The sequence below is a fragment of the Anatilimnocola floriformis genome (assembly GCF_024256385.1).
GTDB lineage: Bacteria > Planctomycetota > Planctomycetia > Pirellulales > Pirellulaceae > Anatilimnocola > Anatilimnocola floriformis.
The window spans coordinates 1,193,126-1,214,520 of sequence record NZ_JAMLFW010000002.1; the positions used below are offsets into that span (position 1 = coordinate 1,193,126).

Sequence of the window (21,395 nt, forward strand, 5' to 3'; positions counted from 1 at the left end):
TTCGGGTTTGCCCGGCCGGACGGTCCGGACGGACTGTGTATCGTTGGCGCATGCCCGACTGGGAAACTACTCGTACGCCATCCCCTGGGAAGGACCCGTGGAAGCGTTCCTGGCCCGACATTCGACGCACGGCTCGAACATCGTCCGGTGGCCCGCGGCGCAAATGACGGGCCTCTGGACGCGTTTCGGGCGAAATTCAAGGTCGGCCGAGACGATCTGCTCTCGCAGACGGCTCACGGTGTCCTTGGAAACCCCCCGTTCGCGTGCTATTGCGCGTAAGGATCGTGTGGATTCGAACAGATCCTGCACCACTGCGGCGATCGTCTCAGGCGGCAGCGGCCAGGAGCGTCGAGCTAGCTCGAGATCGTCGGCCCATCGATGGAGAGTCGTTTTCGACAACCCCAGCAATGACGCTGCGGTGCGGAAAGAAGCGCCGTTGCCCAACAAAGTGCGCAACGTCACCTGGGTCGCTCGTTCCTTCGTGCTGACCATGATCATGATCTCAAACCGGCCATCGGCCATGAGGAAAGCTCGGGTCTGCCTTTGTAGCAGGCGAGCGTTTCCCGGGACACGCGTCCCTAGTCGCAGGGCTGCGTCGATCGATTTAACCGTTGGGCCAAAGCGATCGACATCGTGACAGTGTCGAGCTGCATGTCGTGGTCGTGCCCGAACGTGACGTCCGCCGCTGTTGGCAGCGCGAGCTCACCAACCAGGCCGAGCTCCATGGCATCACCGAATCGGGAATCGACAACGAAGACCGTGCCGTCATTCCCTGACGATGCGATCTTTCCAAACAACTTCGGCATCACCGAACCTCCAATGTGGGCCGAATTATAGCGACCGATCCTGGGGTGTCCGATTGTCCCGATCCTCCAGTTTTTCGAAGTACCAATCGAGCACCTTGCTGCGGCGTTTTTTTCGCAGCCTGGCGGTGCGCTCTGAGCCGGGAAGTCGCCCAACTTGCAAGCGATACGCTTCGCTGGCAAGTGTGTACGTCGCGTTGAGGAAATCTAAAACGACCTGCCGATAGAACAACTCGCGCAGCCTCACAGACGACGCGAATGCAGCTGCCATGATAGCGCGACACCGTAACGCTGCAGCGTCGGGTCGAGACAAATTTGGGCCCATAAAAATGATACCGCCTACTTTCACGCTATCCATGATTAACCTCTGGGGCTGGAATCGAGCTTCAAACGGTTTGCAATTGCACTGAAGTGTGCCTCGGCCGCTGCGTGCCACGTCGATCCGTAGCGAAGGTAGAACAGCAGCAGCAGGTGAATTACGTGCGCCTGCTCAGCCTCAGCCTTGCGCGGAATATCGCGGCCATCCCGACGAAGCAATTCGGCGAGTTGCGCGCCGCTAACTTCGTTGCCGAGGGAGGTGATGTTCATTTCAGGTTGGCTCAATTTCATGCTGCCTCCCGCGAATTCACTTCAGCAACGGCGAGTGTCGTCGCCATCGATTCGGTTATGCCCGGCGCGACGTAGAACGGGTACATCATCCCGCCAGGAATTCGAAACCACTTACGCTCGTAGCAGATTGATTTGCCCTTCGCGCTCAGCACGCCTGGCGGCAGGTCCTCATCGTCGAAGAACCATATGTGGACCACTGGGCGATGGCAATTTTCGATTATCTTGCCGTCGGCCGGGCCACCGAGCAGCTTCGTTGGCGCAGCAAGAGCTCGTGCGGAATGCTCCTCGAACGTCCGTCGCTGATGCGAGTTAAAGGCATGACCGAGCCGATCTTCCGGCGCACGGCTCACTTCTTCGAGTGAGAGCTCCAATTGGTAATCGATCGCCCCCCTCGCCAACGTCAAACGAAGGTGCGTGTCGCCCGTGATGCGCGCGACCAGCGTCGGCGCGTTCGCGAATGTCAGATAGTCGGCCACTGCCTGCAAATTGATCTCGAACTTTGCCGGTGGTTTCATTTCACCGCACACGGCCGCGGCGTACAGCGCGAGCCGCTCTCCGTGCAGCTTTGGATTGTTTCGCACGGCCTCTCGATCGAAACACACGCCGCGGCCGCGGCCATCGAGACGACCTTCGCGTAGCAAGTTCACTCGCATGAAACCGTTTTGCAGACCACGGCCGATGTGCAGCACGTCGGCCCGCGCGAGCGCGAGCAGCTCGAGGAATTTATGCAGGATCATTTCACCCCCAGCAGATGAGCAACGTTCGTCGGAATATCCATGAGACCACGACACTGGAACCGCTCGCGTTCAAATGGCTCCGCGCGGCGGAAGCAGAAACCGACTTGTCGACTGCTAGTGCATGCACCGTGCGTGCTCAAGAGGACAAGCTCACCTGGCTCGAATCCGAAAACCGGATGCGCGATCAAGCGACCCCTGGATCGGTATAAAAACCGAAGGTCTTCGATCGTGAGTTCCGGAGACGTCACCAGCACCGTCAGAAAGCGAGTGTCGAATGACCAATACCACTTACGCGGTGGCATTGGTGACACCGTTGGAAGAATTCGAAGCGTGGCCGCCGCCACGGTCAGCCGGAAAAAGTCGCGTCTGTTCATTTACCACCTCCGCTCGTGAGCAGCGGCAACTGCCGTGGCGACAGCCGCGGCGTTGAACCACGTGGTTCAACAAAGTCCGGATCGAAGTCTTCGTCGATCTCACCTTCGTAGGCAGGACGGACCGGGATTAGCGCGCGTGACTGCGGCTTCGGTGGTGGCGCCTTCGGCTTTGGTGGCTCTTGCAGCGCGAGCTGCACGGCCGTGACCAACGCGGCCGGCGTTGAACCTCTCACGTCGACGATCGTCACATTCGCATTGCTCACTTCGCAGAAATAGGACGCTGAGCTGTACGAACTGTTGTGGCTGCGTTGGTCATTGAACAATGCGTGAACGTAGACACGGCAGTTTACCGGCACGATCTTACCGATCTGCTCGCGAGCTTCCTCGATCGACTTCGCTTCCTTGAGCCGCCGCGCGGTGCGGTGCGTTCGGTTTCCATTTGTTCGACGGGTCATTTGCTTCCTTTCTTTGTGTTCTTCAGAGTCAAGCACTTCGGCAAATTCACCGGCTTCGCGCAAAGCGCGGCGATGATCTTCTTGCGGTTCGTTTCGCGTGCGGCGAGCGATCCGAGCTCCTTGGCCAGCTCAAGGAGCTGCTCCGTCGTAAAAATCGCGTAGAACGTTTCGAGAGCCAGGGATTTTTTGGTGTAGAGATCCTTCCACGCGTAGGTCAGATCGATGCTGCCGGCGATTTCTTCGATCACTGCGTACGGGATGTTGGGATGCCACTTGTCTTTGTCAGGTGTGTTGAGCACCTTGCTGCAGAACGCTGTGGCCGCAGTTGTGAGTGAGACGTTGCTCCCAGGCAGACCGGCGGTTGAGAGCAAATCCCACGCGTCCATTGCCGAGTCGTAACTGGTTCGCTTGATCGGCTTGCCGCCGGCGAGCTCGGCTGCCTCATCGACCAGCGTTACCCACGGAACACCGTTGTTTGCTGGCCATTGCCGCGATCGGACGAGGAACCACATCAACAAGCGCAACACTTCGGTCGGATCAGAATCCAGCCGCGCCGCGATGATCGACGCCAACCAGTGGTGACGCCAATTGCGAATGCGGATCTCGAGTAACTTCCGCTTGTCCTCTGCCTTTTGCTTTTGCGCGGCAGGCGATACCTTCGCGCCGGTTTTATTAGCCCGCGCTGTCTCCGCGGCCTTGCGCTTCTTTACCAGCTCGGTGACGGCCGCGTCCTGCAGCTCCTTGAACTTCACCACGTTGGTCGCGACTTCCACGTCGCCGATCTTCACGATCGCGAGCTGCTCGCGCACCTTCGGATCCTTCGTGTCGATCAAGCATCGGTGTGTGTCGTGATCGACGTACGAATAGTGGTCGCCGGTAAATTTGCGAGTGAGGTTGCGCGTCAGATTTTCAATTTGCCCCTGCAGGCTGTTTCTGCTTTCGAAGCCGTCGTGCCGTTTGAAGATCTTGTCCAGCTCACTCATCACGGGCGGCACTTCGAGCAGCGGAACGATCAGCCGAGCGAGTGACTCGGGCAGCTTGTTGTCTGCCACGCGATCAAGCCACTTCGGCGGCAGCCGCAACAGCTTGACCAGGTTGGAGTTCCTCAATCAGCTTCGCTTGCTCGACGGCGTTTAAATCTTCGCGCTCGGCGTTATGGCTCGCCACGCGTCGACGCGCCTCGACGTCGTCGCACTCGATAACGTCGCAACGCAGCTGCTTCCACTTGAGCGACGCCGCGGCCATCCATCGAGTTTCACCGCTGATCATCTGGTACCGACCGCCGGGCATCTTGCGCACTTCGCACGCGTCGCGCTGGCCATCGGTCTGCATGCTCGCGGCGCGGTTCTCGATCGAGGCCTTGCGCGGGTGCCTGTTGATTGGGTGACGGTCGAGATTCTTCAGATCGATCGATACGTTGCGTTCGAGAGTCCTGGCCGGGCCCGGAGCCACGTAGATCGGCTGCGGCTTGGGTTTGGTGTCCCGGGACACGGCGTGCGGTTCTTTGCATTTGCTGCAGTACTTGCCCTTGCCGTCGTCGTCGGTCCAATCATGCATGCCGCCCTTCGGGCAATTCGCCGCGCTGGTTTTCTTATTCGGTTTCGTTTCCTTAACAGCAGTTTGGGTCGATGCAATCATTCGGCGGTCCTTTCGATAGTGGCTTCGTTGAAAAAATCCTCGGCGGTCGCGCCGCACGCTTCGAGCGTTTCCAGGAACGTGCTGCGCGCGTAGCCGGTCGGAGGCGGGTTGAAAGTTGCGCGGTACGCCGCGTCACGCTGGAAGTCGCTGAGGTCAGCCGCGAGATCGATCAGATCGCGCAGCTGTTCTCGATCGAGTCGATCGAGCAACGGGCCAAAGTTCTCTTCGCGTTGCTGCAGCAATTCGCGCAGCCGCTGAGCTTCGGCCTCCGCTCGCAGGTGTTTCGCGCGTTCGACGGTCTCGCGCTCGGCGGCTGCCGCCTTCGTCGCGCGCTGCCTGGCGAGCACATGGGCGTCGACGATCCCCGCGCACGGCCAGCTGCCGCGTCGCAGGTAGAACTGCACCGATGCTGCCTTGTCGACGAGCTTGTCGGCGTTCTCGGGCATCTCTGCCGTTTCCCACGCGCCAAGCATCTTCGCGCGGAACTCCGCTGGTGTGAAATTTCGCGCGAGGTGTTCTTCGGCGAGTTCTCTCGCGATCGCCTGCTTGGATTGAAACTCTTCCACCACCACCAGCCAGGCCGCGTCGAGCTCGCCGCCCGGTGGTGGTCGCTTCAATGGGCGTTTCTTGGTCGCTTTATGCGCCACTGGTGGCGCATCGGAGCCGCCACTGGTGGCGCGTCCGGAGCCGCCACTAGTGGCGCGACGGAATTCTCCTGGCGCGTTTTCCGATGCGCCACTAGTGGCGCATCGGAAACCATCGGTTGACTCAATCTCGACGGCCGGGACGAGCAGCTTCAGTTCGTTCCAGACGATCTGATAACGGTTCGTTAATTGAGTGCGGCGCGAGAGGATCAGATTCATCGACTGCAGCGCGGCGATGCCACGCTGCACCTGGCGTTTGCCGATGCCGGTCTCTTCGACGATCGTGTCCTGCGATTGCCAGCACTCCGGGTTGTCGCCGATGTGATCGCCGAGGTTAATCAAGATGAGCTTCAGCACGGCCGCGGAGACCTTGCCGGCGAATGCAGGGATCACGCACTTGCGGAGAATCATCAGCTGTTCGCCGCGTGCGAGTGTTCGCTGTCGGCCGCTTCGTGCTTCGTCGTCGGATCGCATGACTGCAATCGATTCCTTCTAGGCTGTTATGCGAACAGCCGAGTTTGACCGGGAGAGTCGGGGACTTGCCCGCCGCATTTCATACGCGGCGGTCGCAGCTGTAGCTGGATGCGAATTTCGTCGCGCCAGATCTTGTAGCGCCAGCCGCAGCGCTTTTTGAACGGGTAGTGACCGAAGAGCGCACGCTCTTTCATCACCACGCCGTAGTTGTCGGGGCATTTGCGGAGCACGGCCGTGATGATCGGCCGCACGTACTCGCGAATGGTTTGCTTGTTCATTCCTCGTCACCAGTTTGGCCGAGCATCGCGCGCAGGCTGCCAATAGCCAGCGCCAGCGGATCGCCGGAGAGCCGCAGCAGATCGACGTCGGATGCCATTGGCCACACGCCGTCGCAGAGCCTGCGCGCTGACGCGGGGCCAATACTGAGCTCTACGCGGACTACTTCGACGCTCCAAAAGCATGCGCAGATGCGGCGTTCGAATTGGCGCGCCGTTGCTGGCTCGCGGAAGTATTTGCAGAACGCGCCCCCACTGGCGCGATCATGCGTCGCGTTGAGTCGCCAGAGCATCATTGGATTGCCTCTTCAGCCTGCAGCATGGCTTCAGCGGCGCTGGTGGCGCGTCTTGCTTCGCTGGTCAGCGCGAGCGCGAGCAGCTCTCCCACTGGCGACAAGCCGCGGCGTAGTGATTGAATCGCCATGAGCGCGCCGGAATAGAAGATACCTTTCGCCGCTGAAATCATTTCTTCCGGCACATCGGGATCAGCGCGCATTTGCTGCTCAATTCCCTCCCACGCCCGCGCAACCGGGGACTTGAGAGTTCCTTCGTGCGGGCACGGTTCACCAGGCTTACACATGCGTTCGACCTTTCGATTGAGGATTTGAACCGACGACCTCGAGGTTATGAGCCTCGCGAGCTAACCGGGCTGCTCTACGTCGCGCTTCCAGGACCGCCGGGCGCTGATAATTTCCGACGGGCCATGGTTTCAGTTGAGCGTGCTGCGACCGGTGCCGACGTGCCGCGCGACCTTACGCGAGTCGCGCGGCGTCGGACCGAGCTGCACGGCCGGTGAGCTTGTCTCGATCGTGACGACGGTCATCGTTTTCGGTTGCCGCGCGGCGAGCATCTCGTAGCGCTCGACCAGCTCCGACGTCTCTTCGATAACCTGCGCGCCGTGACCGCGGCCGCGCATGAAGTTCGCGAACGTCGTTGCCTGCACATGGTCGACTGAATTGGACATTCCGCGGACCATGCCGCTCGCGGTTGTGATCAGCACTCGAAACATCGGAGGTACTCCAGCGTGTAAAAGAATTGCCTAATTGACTGCGATTTCAACGAACGCGCGACCGGCCGCTATGTCTCCTTGCTGCTCCGAAGCGCCGAACTTTGGCTCACACTCGCATCGCCCAAAGATGCCGCCGGGGAGCTCTGCTCCTGTCCAGATTCTTCCGCGGTCTTCCCAATTCATCACGCTCGCAGTTGCGTGAAACGCGAGGTGCCAAGTCGATGGTTGCATGCGCATCACGACAGCTCGGTAGGCATCGAGCAGCGACGGCTGCCGGTCGTATGCATAGAGTTCGACAATCGCGACTGCTGCGGCCAGGGCCTTCGAGTCGGTCGAAGTCAGCGGCGCCAAACAGCGCTTGCCGAGGTTCGCTTGCAGCCATTTGATGAGCGCTCGATTCATCGGTGGACCTTTCATAAAAGATGCGGGCCTCACGCGCGGCGCGAGACGTGCGCCGACGGATCGCGATGAGGCCCGCGTTAAGAGGTGAAGAAAAAAACCGCGCCCACAGCGACGGTCGGAACACGGGACTAGGTGAAGAGCTGCATTTGCTTGTCGTCGACCTTCTTCGCCTTTGGCGACGGCAGCCGCTGAATCGACGCAGTGACGATCTTTTGTTGCACCGAGCCGTTGATGTAGCTGCCCTTCGTGGTGCTCTCGTGTGAGTGCCCCAGCGACAACTGCGCTGCTTGAATCGACGACGTCGAGCCCTCTTGGTCGGCGATCAGCGTCGCGTGCATTTTGCGAAACCCGTGAAACTTGAACTGCCGTTCTTCGGGAATGGCCGCGTGCTGCAGCAGCCGCTCCATCTGCGTCTGCAGCCAGCGCTTGTTTTTGTCCCAGTTGGGGAATTCGAAGATGCGCGTCCGCTCGGTGCGGATCGCGAGGATGTCGGCAAGCGCCTCCGGGTGTAGGAATTGCTTCTTGCCCTTCCTTCCCTTCGAACCGTTTCGAGCCCAAACGGTGATGAACGGGGCGTTCAGATCGGCGTACTCTAATCGCATCAGCTGGCTGATGCGGAGGCCGGTGAAACAAGCGACGACGATCAGCGCACGCCACCACGCTGCCGGCGTGACGCCCTCGATTCTCGGCGTCGTCATCTTGTCTGCTGCAGCAAACAGTCGCTGCACTTCGTCGAGCGAGAAATCGCCGTTCGGGGGATCGTCGTCGGCTTGCGGCTTGTCGACCATCGGCGGCAGATCGAGCAGGCCGAGGTTCTTGCGCCCCTGCTTGTCGCGCGTCTTGGGTCCGGTGAACGCGAGCAGCTTGTCGATCTGCGTGCAGTGTTTCCGTACCGTGCCGATCGACATGAATTCGCTCTTGCGCCCTGGCTGCTTGAGCAACTCCGAGGTGAACAAGGCCGTGGTGTAGTCGGTGATCTCGCCGATCGGCGGATCGTTGACGAGTTTTTTCCAGTAGCCCAGCGCGTCGAGGTACAGCGTAGAAGTCGAATCGGTGAGGGCCTGCGGCTGAATCCACAGCGGCGTGAAGCAGCGTTCGAAAACTTGCGACAACCGCCAGAGGACGGATGGCACTGAGGGATCGTCCGGCGCTAGGTCGATCGTCGTCGGATCGAAGAGTCGGATTGTGGCGGGGAGCGGGGAGGCAATCGCGGTGTGGGTCATGGTGGTGAGCAATCTGCGGTGAGCACCAGAACTTTCCGGCTTCCGTCGCCGACTGGGGCTCGCGGTGGCCATCCGTGAGGGGCCGGCACCCCGCCGGCGAACGATGCAAAAAGAAAGCATGCGCAGGTGACAGGGGCTGACAGCGAACCGCGCAGAATCGGGAGAAAAACGGGGAAAATCCCCATGCCGTGACCGGCATGACCGTGAGGGTCGTTAGAACGATGCTGATCAGCACGATCGGCTCGGGTAGGAGCTTCGAGACGGGGAAAGCACCTCCCGTCAGCGGCGAAGAATCGCCAAGAGATGCCGTCGCAGCTAGTGCGACGGCCGTAGGTTATGCCAAGCTTGCTATAATGTCAAGCTAAGCTGACCGCTGCTTCATCGGGTGTGCGCTGCCGAGTAGCTCAGCAACAGAAACACCGAGTGCAATGGTGATCCGCTCGACGGTTACGAGCGATGGCACGTGTGATCCGTTCTCGATTTTCGCGTATTGCGGCTGCGTCATGCCTAGACGATCTGCCATCGCTTCCTGCGTAAGGCTGCCTGCTGCACGCATCGATCGCAGGTTCTGGCAGAACACGCGGTGCATCGTAGTTTCGGCTGGCATCACATTCATCCCGGTGTTTATAACACTCTTGCTAGTAACTGGCAAACCAAGGTTCAACGGAGTTCATTTGACGGAGCTCGCCCAAGCCGATGACACCCGAAGAAATTCATAAGCAGCTCGACCTCGACCTGATCGCAGACGGCGAAATCACCGACCTGCGGGAAATTCGCCACTGGCTGGCTGCCGCCCATGTGGCCTACGAAGAAATCTCGACGGTTGCGCACAGGCTGTATTTGCGGCGGGTCGAAGTCGAAGCGCACGTGCTCGGCTACGAACTGCCCGGCTCGCACCGGCTCGTCATGCGCAGTGCTCAGCTCTCGATCGAAGCGGTCGATGAGGATGAAGGTGGGGACCACTAGGAGCCCCCCAGTTTAATTTTGAGCACGCGCGGCCGTGGTATCGGCAACCCAGCATTCATTGCCTCAATTTGCTCGGTTAGACGGGTGATCTCATCTGCCATGGCGATTGCAGCCACCATGCCGACGTTGACCCCCTTTTTTTCGTATGCCTCTTTCGCCGCGAGGCGCGAAAGTTCGTTCGGCGGTTCGATCCGCACCGAGTTGGGAGCTGGTTTCGCTTTGGCCATACCAGGGCGCTCCGGTTGACCATCGGTTACAGAAACCGATGGCCTGCCCCCATCTCAGCCGCGCAAATGCATACGACTAGGCAAGATGGGGTGAAGTACGCCCAACAGGGGTCGAACCTGTAACCTTCGGTTCCGAAGACCGATGCTCTATCCAATTGAGCTATGGGCGCGGGAGGTTTCCCGGCTCCCAGGTTAGCAAGAAAATGTTGCGGCGCGTAGTCGCACATGGGCCTGAAACGCCAGCGACGGAATTTCGTCGATTCCTTCGCTGGCGCATCAGGCTCATGTGGCGATCAACTCTCGAATCACGTGGCCGTGCACGTCGGTCAGGCGGCGGTCGATGCCGTTGTGGCGGACGGTGAGGCGGGTGTGGTCGAGACCCAGCTGGTGCAGGATGGTGGCGTGGATGTCGTAGACCTGCGTGGGCCGGTCGCGGTCGAGCGGTTTGTAGCCCCATTGGTCGCTGGGGCCGTGCGACACGCCGCCCCGGATGCCGCCGCCGCACAGCCAGTTGGTGAAGCAGTAGGGATTGTGGTCTCGGCCTTTGCCGCCTTGCGAACTGGGCATGCGGCCGAACTCGGTCGTCCAGAGAATGATGGTGTCGTCGAGCAAGCCGCGTTGCTTGAGGTCTTGAATGAGGGCACTCGCGCCGCGGGCCATGCCGGCGGCGAGCGGGCCGTGGTCGCGCTGCACGTCTTCGTGCGAATCCCAGTTGCGACGCGGAAAGCCATTGTCGTTCCCCGACCAGATCTGCACAAACCGCACGCCCCGCTCGAGCAATCGGCGAGCGGCGAGGCACTTGCGCGAGAAGTGCACCGTTTCCTCGCGAGCGTTGATCTCTTTGTCGAACGCGGCGGGAATATGGTCGAGGCCGTAGAGTTTTAAAATGTGCTCGGGCTCTTGCGAGAAATCGAGGGCTTCGGGCGCGGCGAGTTGCATCTTGGCGGCGAGCTCGTAGCTGCGAATGCGCGATTCAAGCCGGGCATCGGTTTGTCGCGCGGTCGCATGCTGGCCGTTGATTTTCGCGAGGAGTTCCTGGGCCGCGGCTTCGCTGGTTTTGTTGATATAGCTGCCGTTTTTGTGCGGATACAAATCAGCGATCGGCGTTTCCGTGCCGGGATAAATCACCGTGCCGCTATGCTGGGCTGGGAGGAACGCCGAGTCCCAATTCTTCGTGCCGTTGCTGGCCAAGCCGCGATGGTCTGGCAGCACGACGAACGTCGGCAGATTGTCGTTCAAACTGCCGAGGCCATAACTGCACCACGAACCCATGCCGGGAAAACCAGGCAGCTGAAAGCCGGTGGCATGCAATAGCGTCGCCTGGCTATGCACTCCCGTTTTGCCGACGACGTTGTGGACAAAGGCGAGCTCATCGACGACTTTGCCGAGCTCGGCCACAGGCTCGGCGAGAAGCTTGCCGCAGTTGCCGTAGGGTTTGAAATCCCAGATCGGTTTCAGCCACGGCCCGAGGCCGTTTTGAAAGGCTTCGACGGGTTCGCCGAAGTCGCTCATCTCGCCGTGATGCTTGACGAGCTCGGGTTTGAAATCGAACAGATCGATGGCACTCGCGGCGCCGGCCATGAAGAGCTGGATGACGCGTTTGGCTTTGGGAGGATGATGAAGTACAGCCTTTTCTGCAGCGGACCCGTCATTCGCGAGTAGCCCAGCGAGCGCGATGCTGCCGACACCTTGGCCGAGGTTTTGGAGAAAGTCGCGGCGGGATTGCATGGTTCGCACTGTGTAGGGTGGGCCCCTGTGTACTCACGAGGCCCACCATGTTCGGCAAGTGATGGTGGGCCTCGCGGAGTACCGCTCGACCCACCCTACGATTAATCAACAAACGCAAACTCGTTCAGGTTGAGAGCAGCTCGACACGCATTCGCTAGTCCGTGCTCGCGGATGAAGACGGCGAACATTTTCTGCTCGGAGAGTGTCGGTTCTCGCGAAACGGCGAGCCGGAAGATCAAGCGCACTTGTTCGTTCGGTTCGCTCGTCGCTTTGGAAATGCGTTCCGCAAAATGGTTACTCATCGTCACCATGAAACCGTTATTGAGGAGCGCGAGCGCTTGCAGCGCGGAGAGGGATTCGTTGCGTTTGTCGACTCGCATCGAGGGATCGGCGCAGTCGAGCGTCGTCATGAAGGGCTGCGGTTGCGAGCGGACGATGAAGCGATAGATGCTGCGGCGGTGCGATTTCGGATCGTTCGGGTCGTGCAGATGATATTCGTAGTGGGGCGAGTGGGCGGGCTGATCGATGATGAAATCTTGAAAGCTCGGGCCACCCATTTTGGCGTCAAGCTTGCCAGCGACTTGCAGCGCGGCGTCGCGGATCGACTCGGCTTCGAGCTTGCGGCGGTTCATACGCCAGAGATAAATATTGCCGGCGTCGGTTTTGCGAGGATCATTCTTCAAAGTGGTAAGCGTCGCTGCATCGGGCTCCGATTGCTGCTGATACGTACTGCTGGTGACGATCAGTCGATGAAGGTCTTTGAGCGATTGGCGGCCATCGCGAAACTCGACCGCGAGCCAATCGAGCAGTTCGGGATGCGACGGCAGTTGGCCCATGCGGCCGAAGTCGTTCGGCGTATCGACGATGGCCCGGCCGATGTGATATTGCCAGACGCGATTGACGATGCTTCGCCAGGTGAGCGGATTCCGCTTGTCGGCGAGCCAGTGGGCGAGGGCAGCGCGGCGGTCGCCTTCCGTGTGATCGGCGGCGAGCGAAAACTCACCGGGCCAATTCGGCAAGCAACTGAGTGCGGCGGGCGTGACTTCTTCACGCGGATTTTTCACGTCGCCGCGATGCAGGACAAAGATCTTCCGCGGCTCACCTTGTTTGCCGCCAGTACCCGCAAAGTTGCCACTGCCGGAGTGAACAGTGCCGGCGTAGACGACATTCGGCGGCGTGAGCTTGGCGAGTTCGACAGCGGCGGCGTCGAGTTTTCGTTGATTCTCTTCGCTGGCGTTTTGCGTTTCTGCGGGAATGATGCGCGCGAGCAGCTCCTGCCGTTGCTCTACAAGCTCGTCGAGCTTCTTGCCGTTATTACTTTCTTGAGCACCAGGATAGATACCATCGACGAGATTGGTCTGCCGCCAACGAGGACCGGCTTCGATGGAATCGAGCGCCGTGACCTTCGCGCCGGCGGCGATGTTTTTGCCCGCAGCATCGAAGACCTGCAGTTCGGCGAGGGCGAGCATGTAGTCATTCTGCCGCAGCGCGAGCTTTGTTGCCGTGAAGCGAATGTAGCGGGCGCGCTTGGATGCGAACTTAACCGTCTGCGGAGTTGTGCCCGGATTGGCGAGGTCGTTTGCTGTTTGATCGACGAGCACCTTGCTGGTTTTGAAAGTGGCATCGTCGCTGCCTTCGATGCGAAAGCGCACAGGAAAACCGAAGCCGGCGCCGATCTGATTGAAGTTGTCGTAGCAACCGACGTACGTCAGCGCGGCAATCTCGCGCGATTCGCCCAGATCGATTTGCACCCACTTTTCCGTGTCCGCTTTGGGAGCGAGTTGGCTGTGATAGCCGTACTCGGGGCGCAGGCCGGTCGGCGCGGTTTGACGCGCAGCGGCGATGGCCTGATCGAGTGCGGTGAGCTCCGCGCCGCCAAGTTGCTTGATTTTAGCATCGAGCGTTTTCTTCGCTTCGGTCAGTTCACGTTGCTCCCTTTCGAGCGCAGCGTAACGATCCATCACAGCAGGATCGGCGTGATACTTTCGATCAGCGCGATCGACGGCGGCGAAGACGGCTTGGAGGCGGTAGTAATCGACTTGCTTGATCGGATCGAACTTGTGGTTGTGACATTGAGCGCAGCCGATCGTGAGACTGTTGAACGTGCCGATGGCGTTGCTCACCATGTCGTCGCGATCGAGATGCCGGGCGACCTTGCCATCGAGCTTGGTCTCCGGCACTTCAGCATGGCCGATGAAATCCCAGGGCCCGGCCGAGATGAAGCCGAGGGCTTCGATGCCGTCGATGGTGTTCGGGTAAAGAACATCGCCGGCGAGTTGCTCCTCGAGGAAGCGGACGTAGGGCTTGTCCTGATTCAGGGCCCGAATGACGTAGTCGCGATACGGCCAGGCATTGCGGCGGGGTTGATCTTTGTCGTAGCCGTGCGTCTCGCCGAAGTGAACGACGTCGAGCCAATGGCGGGCCCAACGTTCGCCGTAGTGAGGCGATTCGAGCAGCCGATTGACGAGTTTTTCGTAGGCTTGCGGATCAGGATCGCGGACAAAAGCATCGGCTTCTTCGGGCGACGGCGGCAGGCCGATCAGATCGAAATACAACCGGCGAATAAGCGCACGGCGATCGGCTTGCGGCGACGGCGCAAAACCCTGCTCACGCAACTTGGCGAGGATGAAAGCGTCGATTGGATTTTTAGTCCACGCGCGATCTACGGCCGTTAGTTGCGGCGGTTCAGGACGAGCCAGCGTTCGCAGCGACCACCAATTGTTATCGGCGAGGCTGCGGTCTTCGAGTTTTCGTTCGGCGGGCCAAGGTGCACCGGCAGCGATCCAACGACTGATGGCGGCGACTTCATCGGCCGTCAGCTTGGACCCTTTCTTCGGCATGGCTGGTTTGTCGCCGCTGACCATATCGAGCAACATGCTGGCCGCTGGTTTGCCCGCTTCGATTGCGACGCCGCTTTCGCCACCCGCGAGCAGGTCGGCCCGCGACTGCAGCGACAGGCCACCCTTCTTTTCATCGGCCTGGTGACACTCGACGCAGCGGCGCTCGAAGATCGCAGCCACGGCGGGAAAGGTCGTGTCGGCGGCTTGCACTTGCGTCACCGTCAGCAGCAGCAAGCAGACTCGTTGAAATGTCGTGATCGAGACCATTCTTCGCCCTCGGCAACTTATCATACAAGTTGAAAGGTACGCGAACACGCTTGCTATGTCAATATTTCGGCTGAAGCGATGCCTCACACCGCAAGTTGACCTGGATCGCCGCTACTTATACGATAAGTTGATTATGCCCACCCGAACTACCAAACGCCGCCAGACCACCGCCGCCAAAACTCGCACGCGAGGAGTTCTGGCCGGTTCCAATCGCGTCGAAGAAGTCGTGGTGCGCCTGCGCGAGCAGATCGTCAGCGGCAAGCTGACGGCCAATGACTCGCTGCCGTCCGAAGGAGATCTGGCAACCACGTATCGCGTCTCGCGCACGGTCATTCGCGAAGCGATGCGGATTCTCTGCACCCAGGGACTCGTCGAGATTTCGCAGGGTCGTCGGCCGCGCGTGAAAGGGGCCGATCCGCAGGCGGCGATTGTTAGTCTCGATGCGTTATTGAGTCGCGGCAGCGGCTCGCTGCAACATCTGACCGAGGTTCGCCTGCCGCTCGAGGTGGAAATCGCCGGTCTCGCCGCGGAACGAGCGACGGCAGAGCAGCTGCAAGCGCTCGCACAAACCAACGATCAATTGGCCAGCGCCAATTCGCTGGAAGAATGCATCGAAGCCGATATCGCCTTTCACCGGGCACTAGCAGCGGCCACGAACAATCCGCTGTTTGTGCTGCTGCTGGAAACGGTCGCGCAATTGCTGCGTGAATCCCGCCGCCGCACGCTCACGCAGTCGGGCACGCAACTGGCTTGGGAGGAGCATGTGAAGATCTATCAAACGGTCGCCCAGCACGACCCGGCTGCGGCCCGCGAAGCCATGCGCCAGCACATGCGGTTGATCAAGCGGGACCTGGCGGGCTTGGCCCAAAGTGGGGTTAGTGAAAAATGACAAAAATTTGCATTAATCTCGTTGAAAGTGACGTCCGAGGCTAAGATATTGAAGCCTTGCTCTCACTCCTCTTGTCAGGCTGCTCTCATGTTCCAACTCAAAAATCGCTGCAGACTTGGGTTTACTCTCGTCGAATTGCTGGTGGTCATTGCCATCATTGGCGTGCTGGTGGCGTTGCTATTGCCGGCAGTACAAGCCGCGCGCGAATCGGCGCGACGGTCGCAATGCTCGAACAACATGAAACAGTTGGGGCTCTCTGCCCATAATTTCGCCGATGTGAATAACTCGCGGTTGCCGCCGTTCGTGCAAATCATCAACCCGCCGACACCTTCTCAAACCGACACTCTAAGCGCCTATCGCACACCTGGCTTTGGGCCCAATTGGGTCGTGCTGATGCTGCCGTATTTCGAACAGCGGGCTCTATATGAACAAAATGCGACGGGCATCAATAACTTCGTTGCCAGCGCCGGCACGGATCAATCGTGGCGGAATGTGCGCCTGGAGCAAGGAACGACTACGGCCATCAAGCTTAAAAACATGATTTGCCCAACCGACCTGAACAGCGTGAAGCCCTTCTCGTTGAATGGCGGCAGTTGGGGTCGCGGCAACTATGGCGCAAATGGCGGACCAAGCTGGCTGTCGTTCGCGGTGGATGGAACTTCGCAGGCGACTTCATTCGGCGGCGGCTGCTTCGGCATTAATAAGAGCCCGACATTGACCGAAATCAGCAACGCTGACGGTACCGCAAACACCATCATGATTCACGAGATCCGACAGGGTCTTACCGACAACGACCGTCGCGGCGTGTGGGCGATGGGCGTGGGGGGCTCGAGCGTCACGGGTGCGTTTTCCCAAGGAGATGCGACCGTTCCGAATGACACCCTTGAGTATTCCGACGACATTGAAAACTGCAACGACGTGCGAACCTCGCTGGGCGTAGGCAATTCCGGTCTCGGCAAACTTCGCATGGGTTGCTCGAACGACAACTTGCCCAACAACTGGCCCAACTGGCAGGCTCAATCACGCAGCTTGCACCCGGGCGGCATTCAAGCTTGTTTTGGTGACGGCGGTGTTCGCTTCATCAGCAACACGATTGCCCAAACCACTTGGCAGGCCATTTGCGGCCGTAACGATGGCGAAATAGTAACGACCAGTTATTAATTTCACGTCCGCTGCATTTCCAAGAAAACAATTTCGTTTTCTTCCGAGTCTAGGTTCTGAGAAAGCTCTTTTGATGCCCTCGCAGATTTCGATTCAACATGCCGCTTCTTGGTTGCTCGGCGTTGTCTGTTTGCTTTCGCTGACTGGCTGCAGCGAAAAGCTGGTGACGGTCAAAGGAAAAGTGTTGAATAATCAGCAGCCCCTGCCGCTTAGTCCGACGGGCTCGGTTCAGGTGACGTTGATTCCCGATGTCCCGCCAGGCTCGCCCTATACAACTTATCCGGGCCGCGCCGACGCCACCGGTAGCTTCGCCATCGAAGAGAAGGTGAAGCCGGGCAAATATCGAGTGGCCGTGGAACACAATGATCCACTGCCGGGCACCGACAAGCTGATGGGTAAGTTCTCGCCCGCAAATACAAAGATCGTTCGCGAAATCGTCGACGAAAAAACGCCGCTGTCGATTGATCTGTCGATGCCCTAAGCGAAACTAGGCACGCTTGATCAGCCGCAAGATCGCAATAAAGATCACCGCGCCCACGGTCGCCGTGATCAGGCTGCCGAGCAAGCCGCCGGCGGCGATGCCGATGAGGCGGAAGAACCAGCCGCCCACAATTGCGCCGATGATGCCGAGCAGCAAGTCACCCAGGAGGCCATAGCCGCCTCCCTTCATAATGACTCCGGCTAGCCAACCCGCGACGATGCCGATGATGATGAACCAGAGAATATCCATGGCAGGTGGACCTCGTTGAAAAGTGCTTTGGGCTAACTGGCTAGTTGCACCAGCGGCAGCGGCTTTGGTTTGCGATTGGCGGCGACCGCGCGGGCTTCGTGATCGAGCGAGAGGAGTTCGTAATGCACGTTGCGTTGACGCGGCGTGTAGCCGAGCTCGGTGATCGAGTCGCGAATTTGATCGAGCGTCAGGAAGTGAACAGTGCCGGCTTCGGCGACGACGTTTTCTTCGATCATCAGGCTGCCCATGTCGTTCGCGCCGAAGAGGAGCGCGAGCTGCCCGATCTTCATTCCCTGCGTGACCCAACTGCTTTGAATGTTGGGGAAGTTGTCGAGATAGAGACGGCTGACGGCTTGGGTCTTGAGATATTCGAACGAACCGGCTGGCGGAATGTGGGCCATGTCGGTGTGATCGGGCTGGAAGGTCCAGCAGATAAACGCCGTGAAGCCGTGCGTTTCGTCTTGCAGCTGGCGGAGGCGTTCGAGATGTTCGATGCGCTCGGCGAGCGTTTCGATGTGGCCGAACATCATCGTCGCGCTGCCACGGCCGCCGAGCTCGTGCCAGACGCGCATCACGTTCAGCCAATCGTCGGTCATCACCTTGCCGCGCGTCATCGCGCCGCGAACACGATCGACGAGGATCTCGCCACCACCGCCCGGCAAGCTGCCGAGGCCGGCTGCTTTCAAGCGTTCGAGCACGGTACGCAGCGGCAGCTTGTTCACTTTGGTGAAGTGATAGATTTCCGGCGGGCTGAAGGCATGCGGATTGATCTGCGGGAAGTTGCTACGAATGTCGTGTAGCAGCTCTTCGTACCACTCCAGTTTGTAGTCGGGATGCAGGCCGCCTTGCATCAGGATTTGATCGCCGCCGAGCTCGGCAGTCTCGCGAACTTTTTGCAGCAGCTCCGCCCGATCGAGCACATAGCCTTCGGGCGATTTCGGTTTGCGATAGAACGCGCAGAAATCGCAGACGGCAGTGCAGATGTTGGTGTAGTTGATATTCCGATCGATGTTGTACGTGCGGATCGGCTCGGGATGGAGACGACGCGTCACGGCATCAGCAGCACGGCCGATGGCAGCGAGGTCGTTCGATTGCAGCAGCGCGAGGCCTTCTTCCGGAGTGATCCGCTGGCCGGCGACTGCTTTGCTGAGAATAGTGTCGATCATGTGAGGGTCGGAATGGAGTCGGGCAACTTGATGCCGGCTGGAGCCAGGTCGAGGCCGACGGCGTGTTGATAATAAAGTCGCAGGCCGGCGAGCTCGCGCGGGCCCAGCGTGAAATGCAAGTTATCGCGCAAGTAGCGCAGGCATTGATCGTAACTCAGTTCGTACCGCGATGCTTCGGCCCGCGCGATCTGCGTGAGATGAGCGACGCCCTGATCGCGAGCGGCAGAAAGTTTCGCGGCGAGCTCGGCGGTATCGATGCCAGGCCGGGCAACCCACATCGCGAAGACGAACGGCAGTTCGGCCCAGCGGCACCAAACATCGCCGAGGTCCCAAATTTCGACAAACTCCGACGCGGGCGGATGCATCGCCCGATCGCCGATGACGAGGATCGCGTCGGCAGGAGATTCTTCCCAAGGAGACCCGATCGGCAACGGCAGCAACTGCGGAGTTACTTCGTGGCGTTCCTTCAGCAGGATTTGAATGAGGGCGGCGCTCGTGCGTGAGCCTTCGTCGAGGGCCAGCGTTTTGATTTCGGCAATCGGCTTGCGGGCGAAGAGCTTCACGCTGAAGACGGGGCCGCGGCAGCCGATGCAGGCGTCGGAGATGATCGTGTAGGCAGGGTTCTGGAAGAACTCGACCGAGGGTATCAAGGCAACATCGAGCTCGCCGGCGGCCAGCCGATCGGCGAGACGACTGGGGAGGTCGAAAATGAGATCGATACCATCTCCGGACGCTGGCAGGTTGTAGACCAGCGGTTTGGTGTTCAAGTAGGAGACGGCGCCGACTTTCATGATCGAGAATTCCTTAGCCTTTACCACTGAGTAACCTAACTGACTAACCGTTAATCGCTTGGTGAGTTAACTCGCTGCTCGACCCCTCACCCCAGCCCTCTCCCCGCAGCGGGGCGAGGGAGCTTACGAATGCTGCGCATTCTCCTAATTTTCGTGCCCTTTTCTCTCGCCTCTCGCCTCGTCCCTCACTCCGCATCTTTCCGCACGCTGAATTCCAACTTCCACCGCTGCGGTTCTGCCGCGGGGCGGGTGCTGGCGCACCAGAGTTCGAAGACGCCGAGCTCGGTGATGTCGGATTGGAAGCGGACGGGGACGTAATCTTCGGTGGTGGCTTCGTCTTTGGAAAGGGTGACTTCCATCGAGTCGGTTTCAGCTAGCTCGTTGTCGTCCCACGAATTGAGCAGGTCGCCCGGCTTGTCGTTTTTGCGGGTCGGCGAGCTGAAAAAGCGGAAGTCCGCCGGTTCGCCGACGACGAGGCCGATTTCGCCCGAGGGAACGTCGACGCTGGTCCCTTCTTCCATGCCGAAGGGGACGACGCACAGGGCCCGCAACGGCCGGGGTGCGCCGGGAATCGCCAGGCCGGCCGTTTCGATGCCGACGTAATACGAGCGGGCAGTGCCGCCGCGGATTCGCACGCCGCCGTGGAGCTTGGCCCAGCCGTAGTAAGCAGCGCCGCGAGCGACGCTGTGATCAAGGTCTTGTTCGCCGGTGAGGATCTTGGCGGGGCGATCGGGAGCCCACTGGGCGAGAACATCCATCAGCCGATCGCGGAAGGGCGCCGCTTTGAAGACACCGCCGTTGAAGAGAACATGCGTCGGCTGGACTGCGTTGCCGTTTTCGCCGTGGGCGGAAAGGAACGCCGCGAGATGCCGAGTGACGGCGGTATCGGATTCAAACGGCAGGCCGATTTCTTGAAAGCCCGATTGGCGACGGCGGGCTGGTTTTTCCGTGAGGGCGACTTTTGGGAAGAAGCCTTCCAGGAGTAAATCAGCGGCAGCAGCACGTTCGACATCAACGGTGATCGTGCCGCCGATCAACTTACTGCCGCGACCGAGCACGCTGATCGGGTGCTTCTTCGGCCCTTCTTCCGGCAGCAGTGTTTCCTTTGCAGTGCGGCAGGAGTGCCAGAGGGAAACGGACTGCCAGGGATCGAGCTTCGTCCCCTTTTCGCCGAACTTGCCGGCGACGTAGTGGGCCAGCGCGAGATCCATGTTGTCGCCGCCAACTAGCAAGTGATCGCCGACGGCGATTCGGCGCAGCATCAGTTCGCCGCGCTCTTCGGCTACGCCGACGAGGGTCAAGTCGGTGGTGCCGCCGCCGACGTCGCAGACCAGCAGCGTTTCGCCGACTTTCACCGTCTTTCGCCATTTGTCGCCCATGCTCGTGAGCCAGGCATAAACGGCGGCTTGTGGTTCTTCGAGCAGGACGAGCGCCTGTGGCAAACCGGCGGCGAGGGCGGCTTCGCGAGTCAGTTCGCGGGCGGCAGCATCGAACGATGCGGGCACCGTGAGCACGACATGCTGACTGGCGAGCGGGGCGTTGGGGAAGGCATTTTCCCATGCCGAGCGGAGGTGTTCGAGGTATTTCTTCGTCGCCGTAACGGGCGAGACCTTGGCGACTTCGGCGGGAGCGTTCCAGGGGAGGATCGGTTGGTGGCGATCGACCCGGCTGTGGCAGAGCCAGCTTTTGGCCGCGGTCACGGTTCGCTGCGGGGCATCGGCAGCCTGGCGGCGGGCCATTTCTCCGGCGACCTGCGTTTGACCGGCTTGCCAGGGGAGATCGAGGGTTCCGCCGGCGGCTTCCTGATCGGGAGCCAGGTAGAGGAACGACGGCAAGGAGGTCCGGTTTTCGAGCGTTCCCGGTGCGGTGAGCTGGGGAATCTCCAGCAGTTCCACCTGCGGCTTTTCGGCGTTGATCGGGGCGTAGGCGATGACGCTGTTGGTCGTGCCGAGATCGATACCGACTACATATTGGGCGGACATATTGT

Annotated in this window: 28 protein-coding genes and 2 tRNA genes; 4 read left to right on the top strand and 26 right to left on the bottom strand. The window is 60.1% G+C overall.

Annotated features, from left to right (window positions below; all coding sequences use genetic code 11):
• Positions 1–66 precede the first annotated feature (66 nt).
• The 18 genes from M9Q49_RS29425 to M9Q49_RS29510 all read right to left on the bottom strand — a co-directional run bounded on the left by M9Q49_RS29425 (position 67) and on the right by M9Q49_RS29510 (position 9,307).
• Positions 67–522 (bottom strand): hypothetical protein, encoded by a 456-nt coding sequence (locus tag M9Q49_RS29425; protein WP_254512878.1) that lies wholly within the window; start codon positions 520–522, stop codon positions 67–69.
• Between the two features lie 56 nt (positions 523–578).
• Positions 579–806 (bottom strand): hypothetical protein, encoded by a 228-nt coding sequence (locus M9Q49_RS29430; RefSeq protein WP_254512879.1) that lies wholly within the window; start codon positions 804–806, stop codon positions 579–581.
• A gap of 25 nt (positions 807–831) precedes the next feature.
• Positions 832–1,161: a hypothetical protein gene (locus tag M9Q49_RS29435; protein ID WP_254512880.1), complete on the bottom strand. Its 330-nt coding sequence runs from the start codon at positions 1,159–1,161 to the stop codon at positions 832–834.
• 2 nt (positions 1,162–1,163) lie between these two features.
• Positions 1,164–1,412 (bottom strand): hypothetical protein, encoded by a 249-nt coding sequence (locus M9Q49_RS29440; RefSeq protein WP_254512881.1) that lies wholly within the window; start codon positions 1,410–1,412, stop codon positions 1,164–1,166.
• Positions 1,409–2,149, bottom strand: coding sequence for a hypothetical protein (locus M9Q49_RS29445; protein ID WP_254512882.1), 741 nt, complete (start codon positions 2,147–2,149; stop codon positions 1,409–1,411). Before M9Q49_RS29445 ends, M9Q49_RS29440 begins: the two co-directional genes overlap by 4 nt.
• Positions 2,146–2,523, bottom strand: a complete 378-nt coding sequence (locus tag M9Q49_RS29450; RefSeq protein ID WP_254512883.1) for a hypothetical protein — start codon at positions 2,521–2,523, stop codon at positions 2,146–2,148. Before M9Q49_RS29450 ends, M9Q49_RS29445 begins: the two co-directional genes overlap by 4 nt.
• Positions 2,520–2,978: a hypothetical protein gene (locus tag M9Q49_RS29455; protein ID WP_254512884.1), complete on the bottom strand. Its 459-nt coding sequence runs from the start codon at positions 2,976–2,978 to the stop codon at positions 2,520–2,522. The genes M9Q49_RS29450 and M9Q49_RS29455 overlap by 4 nt, the downstream gene beginning before the upstream one ends.
• Complete coding sequence (locus M9Q49_RS29460; RefSeq protein WP_254512885.1) at positions 2,975–4,087, bottom strand: hypothetical protein; 1,113 nt, start codon at positions 4,085–4,087, stop codon at positions 2,975–2,977. Before M9Q49_RS29460 ends, M9Q49_RS29455 begins: the two co-directional genes overlap by 4 nt.
• Complete coding sequence (locus M9Q49_RS29465; protein ID WP_254512886.1) at positions 4,035–4,535, bottom strand: ParB/RepB/Spo0J family partition protein; 501 nt, start codon at positions 4,533–4,535, stop codon at positions 4,035–4,037. Before M9Q49_RS29465 ends, M9Q49_RS29460 begins: the two co-directional genes overlap by 53 nt.
• A gap of 77 nt (positions 4,536–4,612) precedes the next feature.
• The gene (locus tag M9Q49_RS29470) at positions 4,613–5,734 is read right to left on the bottom strand and encodes a helix-turn-helix domain-containing protein (RefSeq protein ID WP_254512887.1); all 1,122 of its coding nucleotides are present in this window, start codon (positions 5,732–5,734) and stop codon (positions 4,613–4,615) included.
• Between the two features lie 26 nt (positions 5,735–5,760).
• Positions 5,761–6,012, bottom strand: a complete 252-nt coding sequence (locus tag M9Q49_RS29475; RefSeq protein WP_254512888.1) for a hypothetical protein — start codon at positions 6,010–6,012, stop codon at positions 5,761–5,763.
• Complete coding sequence (locus M9Q49_RS29480; RefSeq protein WP_254512889.1) at positions 6,009–6,305, bottom strand: hypothetical protein; 297 nt, start codon at positions 6,303–6,305, stop codon at positions 6,009–6,011. Before M9Q49_RS29480 ends, M9Q49_RS29475 begins: the two co-directional genes overlap by 4 nt.
• Positions 6,302–6,505 carry a hypothetical protein gene (locus M9Q49_RS29485; protein WP_254512890.1) on the bottom strand — a complete coding sequence of 68 codons (204 nt, stop codon included), beginning with the start codon at positions 6,503–6,505 and terminating at the stop codon, positions 6,302–6,304. The genes M9Q49_RS29480 and M9Q49_RS29485 overlap by 4 nt, the downstream gene beginning before the upstream one ends.
• Positions 6,506–6,593: 88 nt before the next feature.
• A tRNA-Met gene (locus M9Q49_RS29490) sits at positions 6,594–6,671 on the bottom strand.
• A 47-nt stretch (positions 6,672–6,718) separates the two neighbouring features.
• Positions 6,719–7,018, bottom strand: a complete 300-nt coding sequence (locus M9Q49_RS29495; protein WP_254512891.1) for a hypothetical protein — start codon at positions 7,016–7,018, stop codon at positions 6,719–6,721.
• Positions 7,019–7,048: 30 nt separating this feature from the next.
• Positions 7,049–7,420, bottom strand: coding sequence for a hypothetical protein (locus M9Q49_RS29500; protein ID WP_254512892.1), 372 nt, complete (start codon positions 7,418–7,420; stop codon positions 7,049–7,051).
• A gap of 128 nt (positions 7,421–7,548) precedes the next feature.
• Positions 7,549–8,643 carry a site-specific integrase gene (locus tag M9Q49_RS29505; protein WP_254512893.1) on the bottom strand — a complete coding sequence of 365 codons (1,095 nt, stop codon included), beginning with the start codon at positions 8,641–8,643 and terminating at the stop codon, positions 7,549–7,551.
• Between the two features lie 361 nt (positions 8,644–9,004).
• Positions 9,005–9,307 (bottom strand): helix-turn-helix domain-containing protein, encoded by a 303-nt coding sequence (locus M9Q49_RS29510; RefSeq protein ID WP_254512894.1) that lies wholly within the window; start codon positions 9,305–9,307, stop codon positions 9,005–9,007.
• Between the two features lie 32 nt (positions 9,308–9,339).
• Between M9Q49_RS29510 and M9Q49_RS29515 the strand changes: the two genes are divergently transcribed.
• Positions 9,340–9,609, top strand: a complete 270-nt coding sequence (locus tag M9Q49_RS29515; protein WP_254512895.1) for a hypothetical protein — start codon at positions 9,340–9,342, stop codon at positions 9,607–9,609.
• Here M9Q49_RS29515 and M9Q49_RS29520 read toward each other — a convergent pair.
• The 4 genes from M9Q49_RS29520 to M9Q49_RS29535 all read right to left on the bottom strand — a co-directional run bounded on the left by M9Q49_RS29520 (position 9,606) and on the right by M9Q49_RS29535 (position 14,671).
• A complete protein-coding gene (locus M9Q49_RS29520) occupies positions 9,606–9,836 on the bottom strand; it encodes a hypothetical protein (protein WP_254512896.1) in 231 nt (76 codons plus the stop codon). The genes M9Q49_RS29515 and M9Q49_RS29520 overlap by 4 nt on opposite strands.
• 96 nt (positions 9,837–9,932) lie before the next feature.
• Positions 9,933–10,006, bottom strand: a tRNA-Arg gene (locus M9Q49_RS29525).
• A 112-nt stretch (positions 10,007–10,118) separates the two neighbouring features.
• Positions 10,119–11,564, bottom strand: coding sequence for a DUF1501 domain-containing protein (locus M9Q49_RS29530; RefSeq protein WP_254512897.1), 1,446 nt, complete (start codon positions 11,562–11,564; stop codon positions 10,119–10,121).
• Between the two features lie 101 nt (positions 11,565–11,665).
• Positions 11,666–14,671 carry a DUF1553 domain-containing protein gene (locus M9Q49_RS29535; protein WP_254512898.1) on the bottom strand — a complete coding sequence of 1,002 codons (3,006 nt, stop codon included), beginning with the start codon at positions 14,669–14,671 and terminating at the stop codon, positions 11,666–11,668.
• A gap of 133 nt (positions 14,672–14,804) precedes the next feature.
• Between M9Q49_RS29535 and M9Q49_RS29540 the strand changes: the two genes are divergently transcribed.
• The 3 genes from M9Q49_RS29540 to M9Q49_RS29550 all read left to right on the top strand — a co-directional run bounded on the left by M9Q49_RS29540 (position 14,805) and on the right by M9Q49_RS29550 (position 17,202).
• Positions 14,805–15,560, top strand: a complete 756-nt coding sequence (locus M9Q49_RS29540) for a FadR/GntR family transcriptional regulator (protein ID WP_254512899.1) — start codon at positions 14,805–14,807, stop codon at positions 15,558–15,560.
• Positions 15,561–15,647: 87 nt separating this feature from the next.
• The gene (locus M9Q49_RS29545) at positions 15,648–16,721 is read left to right on the top strand and encodes a DUF1559 domain-containing protein (RefSeq protein ID WP_254512900.1); all 1,074 of its coding nucleotides are present in this window, start codon (positions 15,648–15,650) and stop codon (positions 16,719–16,721) included.
• A 73-nt stretch (positions 16,722–16,794) separates the two neighbouring features.
• Entirely contained in the window at positions 16,795–17,202 is a 408-nt protein-coding gene (locus tag M9Q49_RS29550; RefSeq protein WP_254512901.1) for a hypothetical protein, read from the top strand.
• Positions 17,203–17,208: 6 nt separating this feature from the next.
• Here M9Q49_RS29550 and M9Q49_RS29555 read toward each other — a convergent pair whose 3' ends face one another.
• From M9Q49_RS29555 to M9Q49_RS29570, 4 genes are all read right to left on the bottom strand, one after another.
• Positions 17,209–17,451 carry a GlsB/YeaQ/YmgE family stress response membrane protein gene (locus tag M9Q49_RS29555; RefSeq protein WP_254512902.1) on the bottom strand — a complete coding sequence of 81 codons (243 nt, stop codon included), beginning with the start codon at positions 17,449–17,451 and terminating at the stop codon, positions 17,209–17,211.
• A 32-nt stretch (positions 17,452–17,483) separates the two neighbouring features.
• Positions 17,484–18,617 (bottom strand): cyclic dehypoxanthinyl futalosine synthase, encoded by a 1,134-nt coding sequence (gene mqnC / locus M9Q49_RS29560; RefSeq protein ID WP_254512903.1) that lies wholly within the window; start codon positions 18,615–18,617, stop codon positions 17,484–17,486.
• Positions 18,614–19,408, bottom strand: coding sequence for a menaquinone biosynthetic enzyme MqnA/MqnD family protein (locus M9Q49_RS29565; protein WP_254512904.1), 795 nt, complete (start codon positions 19,406–19,408; stop codon positions 18,614–18,616). Before M9Q49_RS29565 ends, mqnC begins: the two co-directional genes overlap by 4 nt.
• A gap of 185 nt (positions 19,409–19,593) precedes the next feature.
• Positions 19,594–21,390 (bottom strand): Hsp70 family protein, encoded by a 1,797-nt coding sequence (locus M9Q49_RS29570; protein WP_254512905.1) that lies wholly within the window; start codon positions 21,388–21,390, stop codon positions 19,594–19,596.
• Positions 21,391–21,395 lie beyond the last annotated feature (5 nt).

Coding starts and splice junctions, on each gene's coding strand:
- M9Q49_RS29550 (WP_254512901.1), top strand. CDS start 16,795: ATGCCCTCGCAGATTTCGATTCAACATGCCGCTTCTTGGTTGCTCGGC.
- M9Q49_RS29570 (WP_254512905.1), bottom strand. CDS start 21,390: ATGTCCGCCCAATATGTAGTCGGTATCGATCTCGGCACGACCAACAGC.
- mqnC (WP_254512903.1), bottom strand. CDS start 18,617: ATGATCGACACTATTCTCAGCAAAGCAGTCGCCGGCCAGCGGATCACT.
- M9Q49_RS29500 (WP_254512892.1), bottom strand. CDS start 7,420: ATGAATCGAGCGCTCATCAAATGGCTGCAAGCGAACCTCGGCAAGCGC.
- M9Q49_RS29450 (WP_254512883.1), bottom strand. CDS start 2,523: ATGAACAGACGCGACTTTTTCCGGCTGACCGTGGCGGCGGCCACGCTT.
- M9Q49_RS29455 (WP_254512884.1), bottom strand. CDS start 2,978: ATGACCCGTCGAACAAATGGAAACCGAACGCACCGCACCGCGCGGCGG.
- M9Q49_RS29445 (WP_254512882.1), bottom strand. CDS start 2,149: ATGATCCTGCATAAATTCCTCGAGCTGCTCGCGCTCGCGCGGGCCGAC.
- M9Q49_RS29425 (WP_254512878.1), bottom strand. CDS start 522: ATGGCCGATGGCCGGTTTGAGATCATGATCATGGTCAGCACGAAGGAA.
- M9Q49_RS29565 (WP_254512904.1), bottom strand. CDS start 19,408: ATGAAAGTCGGCGCCGTCTCCTACTTGAACACCAAACCGCTGGTCTAC.
- M9Q49_RS29535 (WP_254512898.1), bottom strand. CDS start 14,671: ATGGTCTCGATCACGACATTTCAACGAGTCTGCTTGCTGCTGCTGACG.
- M9Q49_RS29530 (WP_254512897.1), bottom strand. CDS start 11,564: ATGCAATCCCGCCGCGACTTTCTCCAAAACCTCGGCCAAGGTGTCGGC.
- M9Q49_RS29430 (WP_254512879.1), bottom strand. CDS start 806: ATGCCGAAGTTGTTTGGAAAGATCGCATCGTCAGGGAATGACGGCACG.
- M9Q49_RS29470 (WP_254512887.1), bottom strand. CDS start 5,734: ATGCGATCCGACGACGAAGCACGAAGCGGCCGACAGCGAACACTCGCA.
- M9Q49_RS29540 (WP_254512899.1), top strand. CDS start 14,805: ATGCCCACCCGAACTACCAAACGCCGCCAGACCACCGCCGCCAAAACT.
- M9Q49_RS29480 (WP_254512889.1), bottom strand. CDS start 6,305: ATGATGCTCTGGCGACTCAACGCGACGCATGATCGCGCCAGTGGGGGC.
- M9Q49_RS29545 (WP_254512900.1), top strand. CDS start 15,648: ATGTTCCAACTCAAAAATCGCTGCAGACTTGGGTTTACTCTCGTCGAA.
- M9Q49_RS29495 (WP_254512891.1), bottom strand. CDS start 7,018: ATGTTTCGAGTGCTGATCACAACCGCGAGCGGCATGGTCCGCGGAATG.
- M9Q49_RS29520 (WP_254512896.1), bottom strand. CDS start 9,836: ATGGCCAAAGCGAAACCAGCTCCCAACTCGGTGCGGATCGAACCGCCG.
- M9Q49_RS29435 (WP_254512880.1), bottom strand. CDS start 1,161: ATGGATAGCGTGAAAGTAGGCGGTATCATTTTTATGGGCCCAAATTTG.
- M9Q49_RS29475 (WP_254512888.1), bottom strand. CDS start 6,012: ATGAACAAGCAAACCATTCGCGAGTACGTGCGGCCGATCATCACGGCC.
- M9Q49_RS29555 (WP_254512902.1), bottom strand. CDS start 17,451: ATGGATATTCTCTGGTTCATCATCATCGGCATCGTCGCGGGTTGGCTA.
- M9Q49_RS29505 (WP_254512893.1), bottom strand. CDS start 8,643: ATGACCCACACCGCGATTGCCTCCCCGCTCCCCGCCACAATCCGACTC.
- M9Q49_RS29465 (WP_254512886.1), bottom strand. CDS start 4,535: ATGCATGATTGGACCGACGACGACGGCAAGGGCAAGTACTGCAGCAAA.
- M9Q49_RS29440 (WP_254512881.1), bottom strand. CDS start 1,412: ATGAAATTGAGCCAACCTGAAATGAACATCACCTCCCTCGGCAACGAA.
- M9Q49_RS29515 (WP_254512895.1), top strand. CDS start 9,340: ATGACACCCGAAGAAATTCATAAGCAGCTCGACCTCGACCTGATCGCA.
- M9Q49_RS29485 (WP_254512890.1), bottom strand. CDS start 6,505: ATGCGCGCTGATCCCGATGTGCCGGAAGAAATGATTTCAGCGGCGAAA.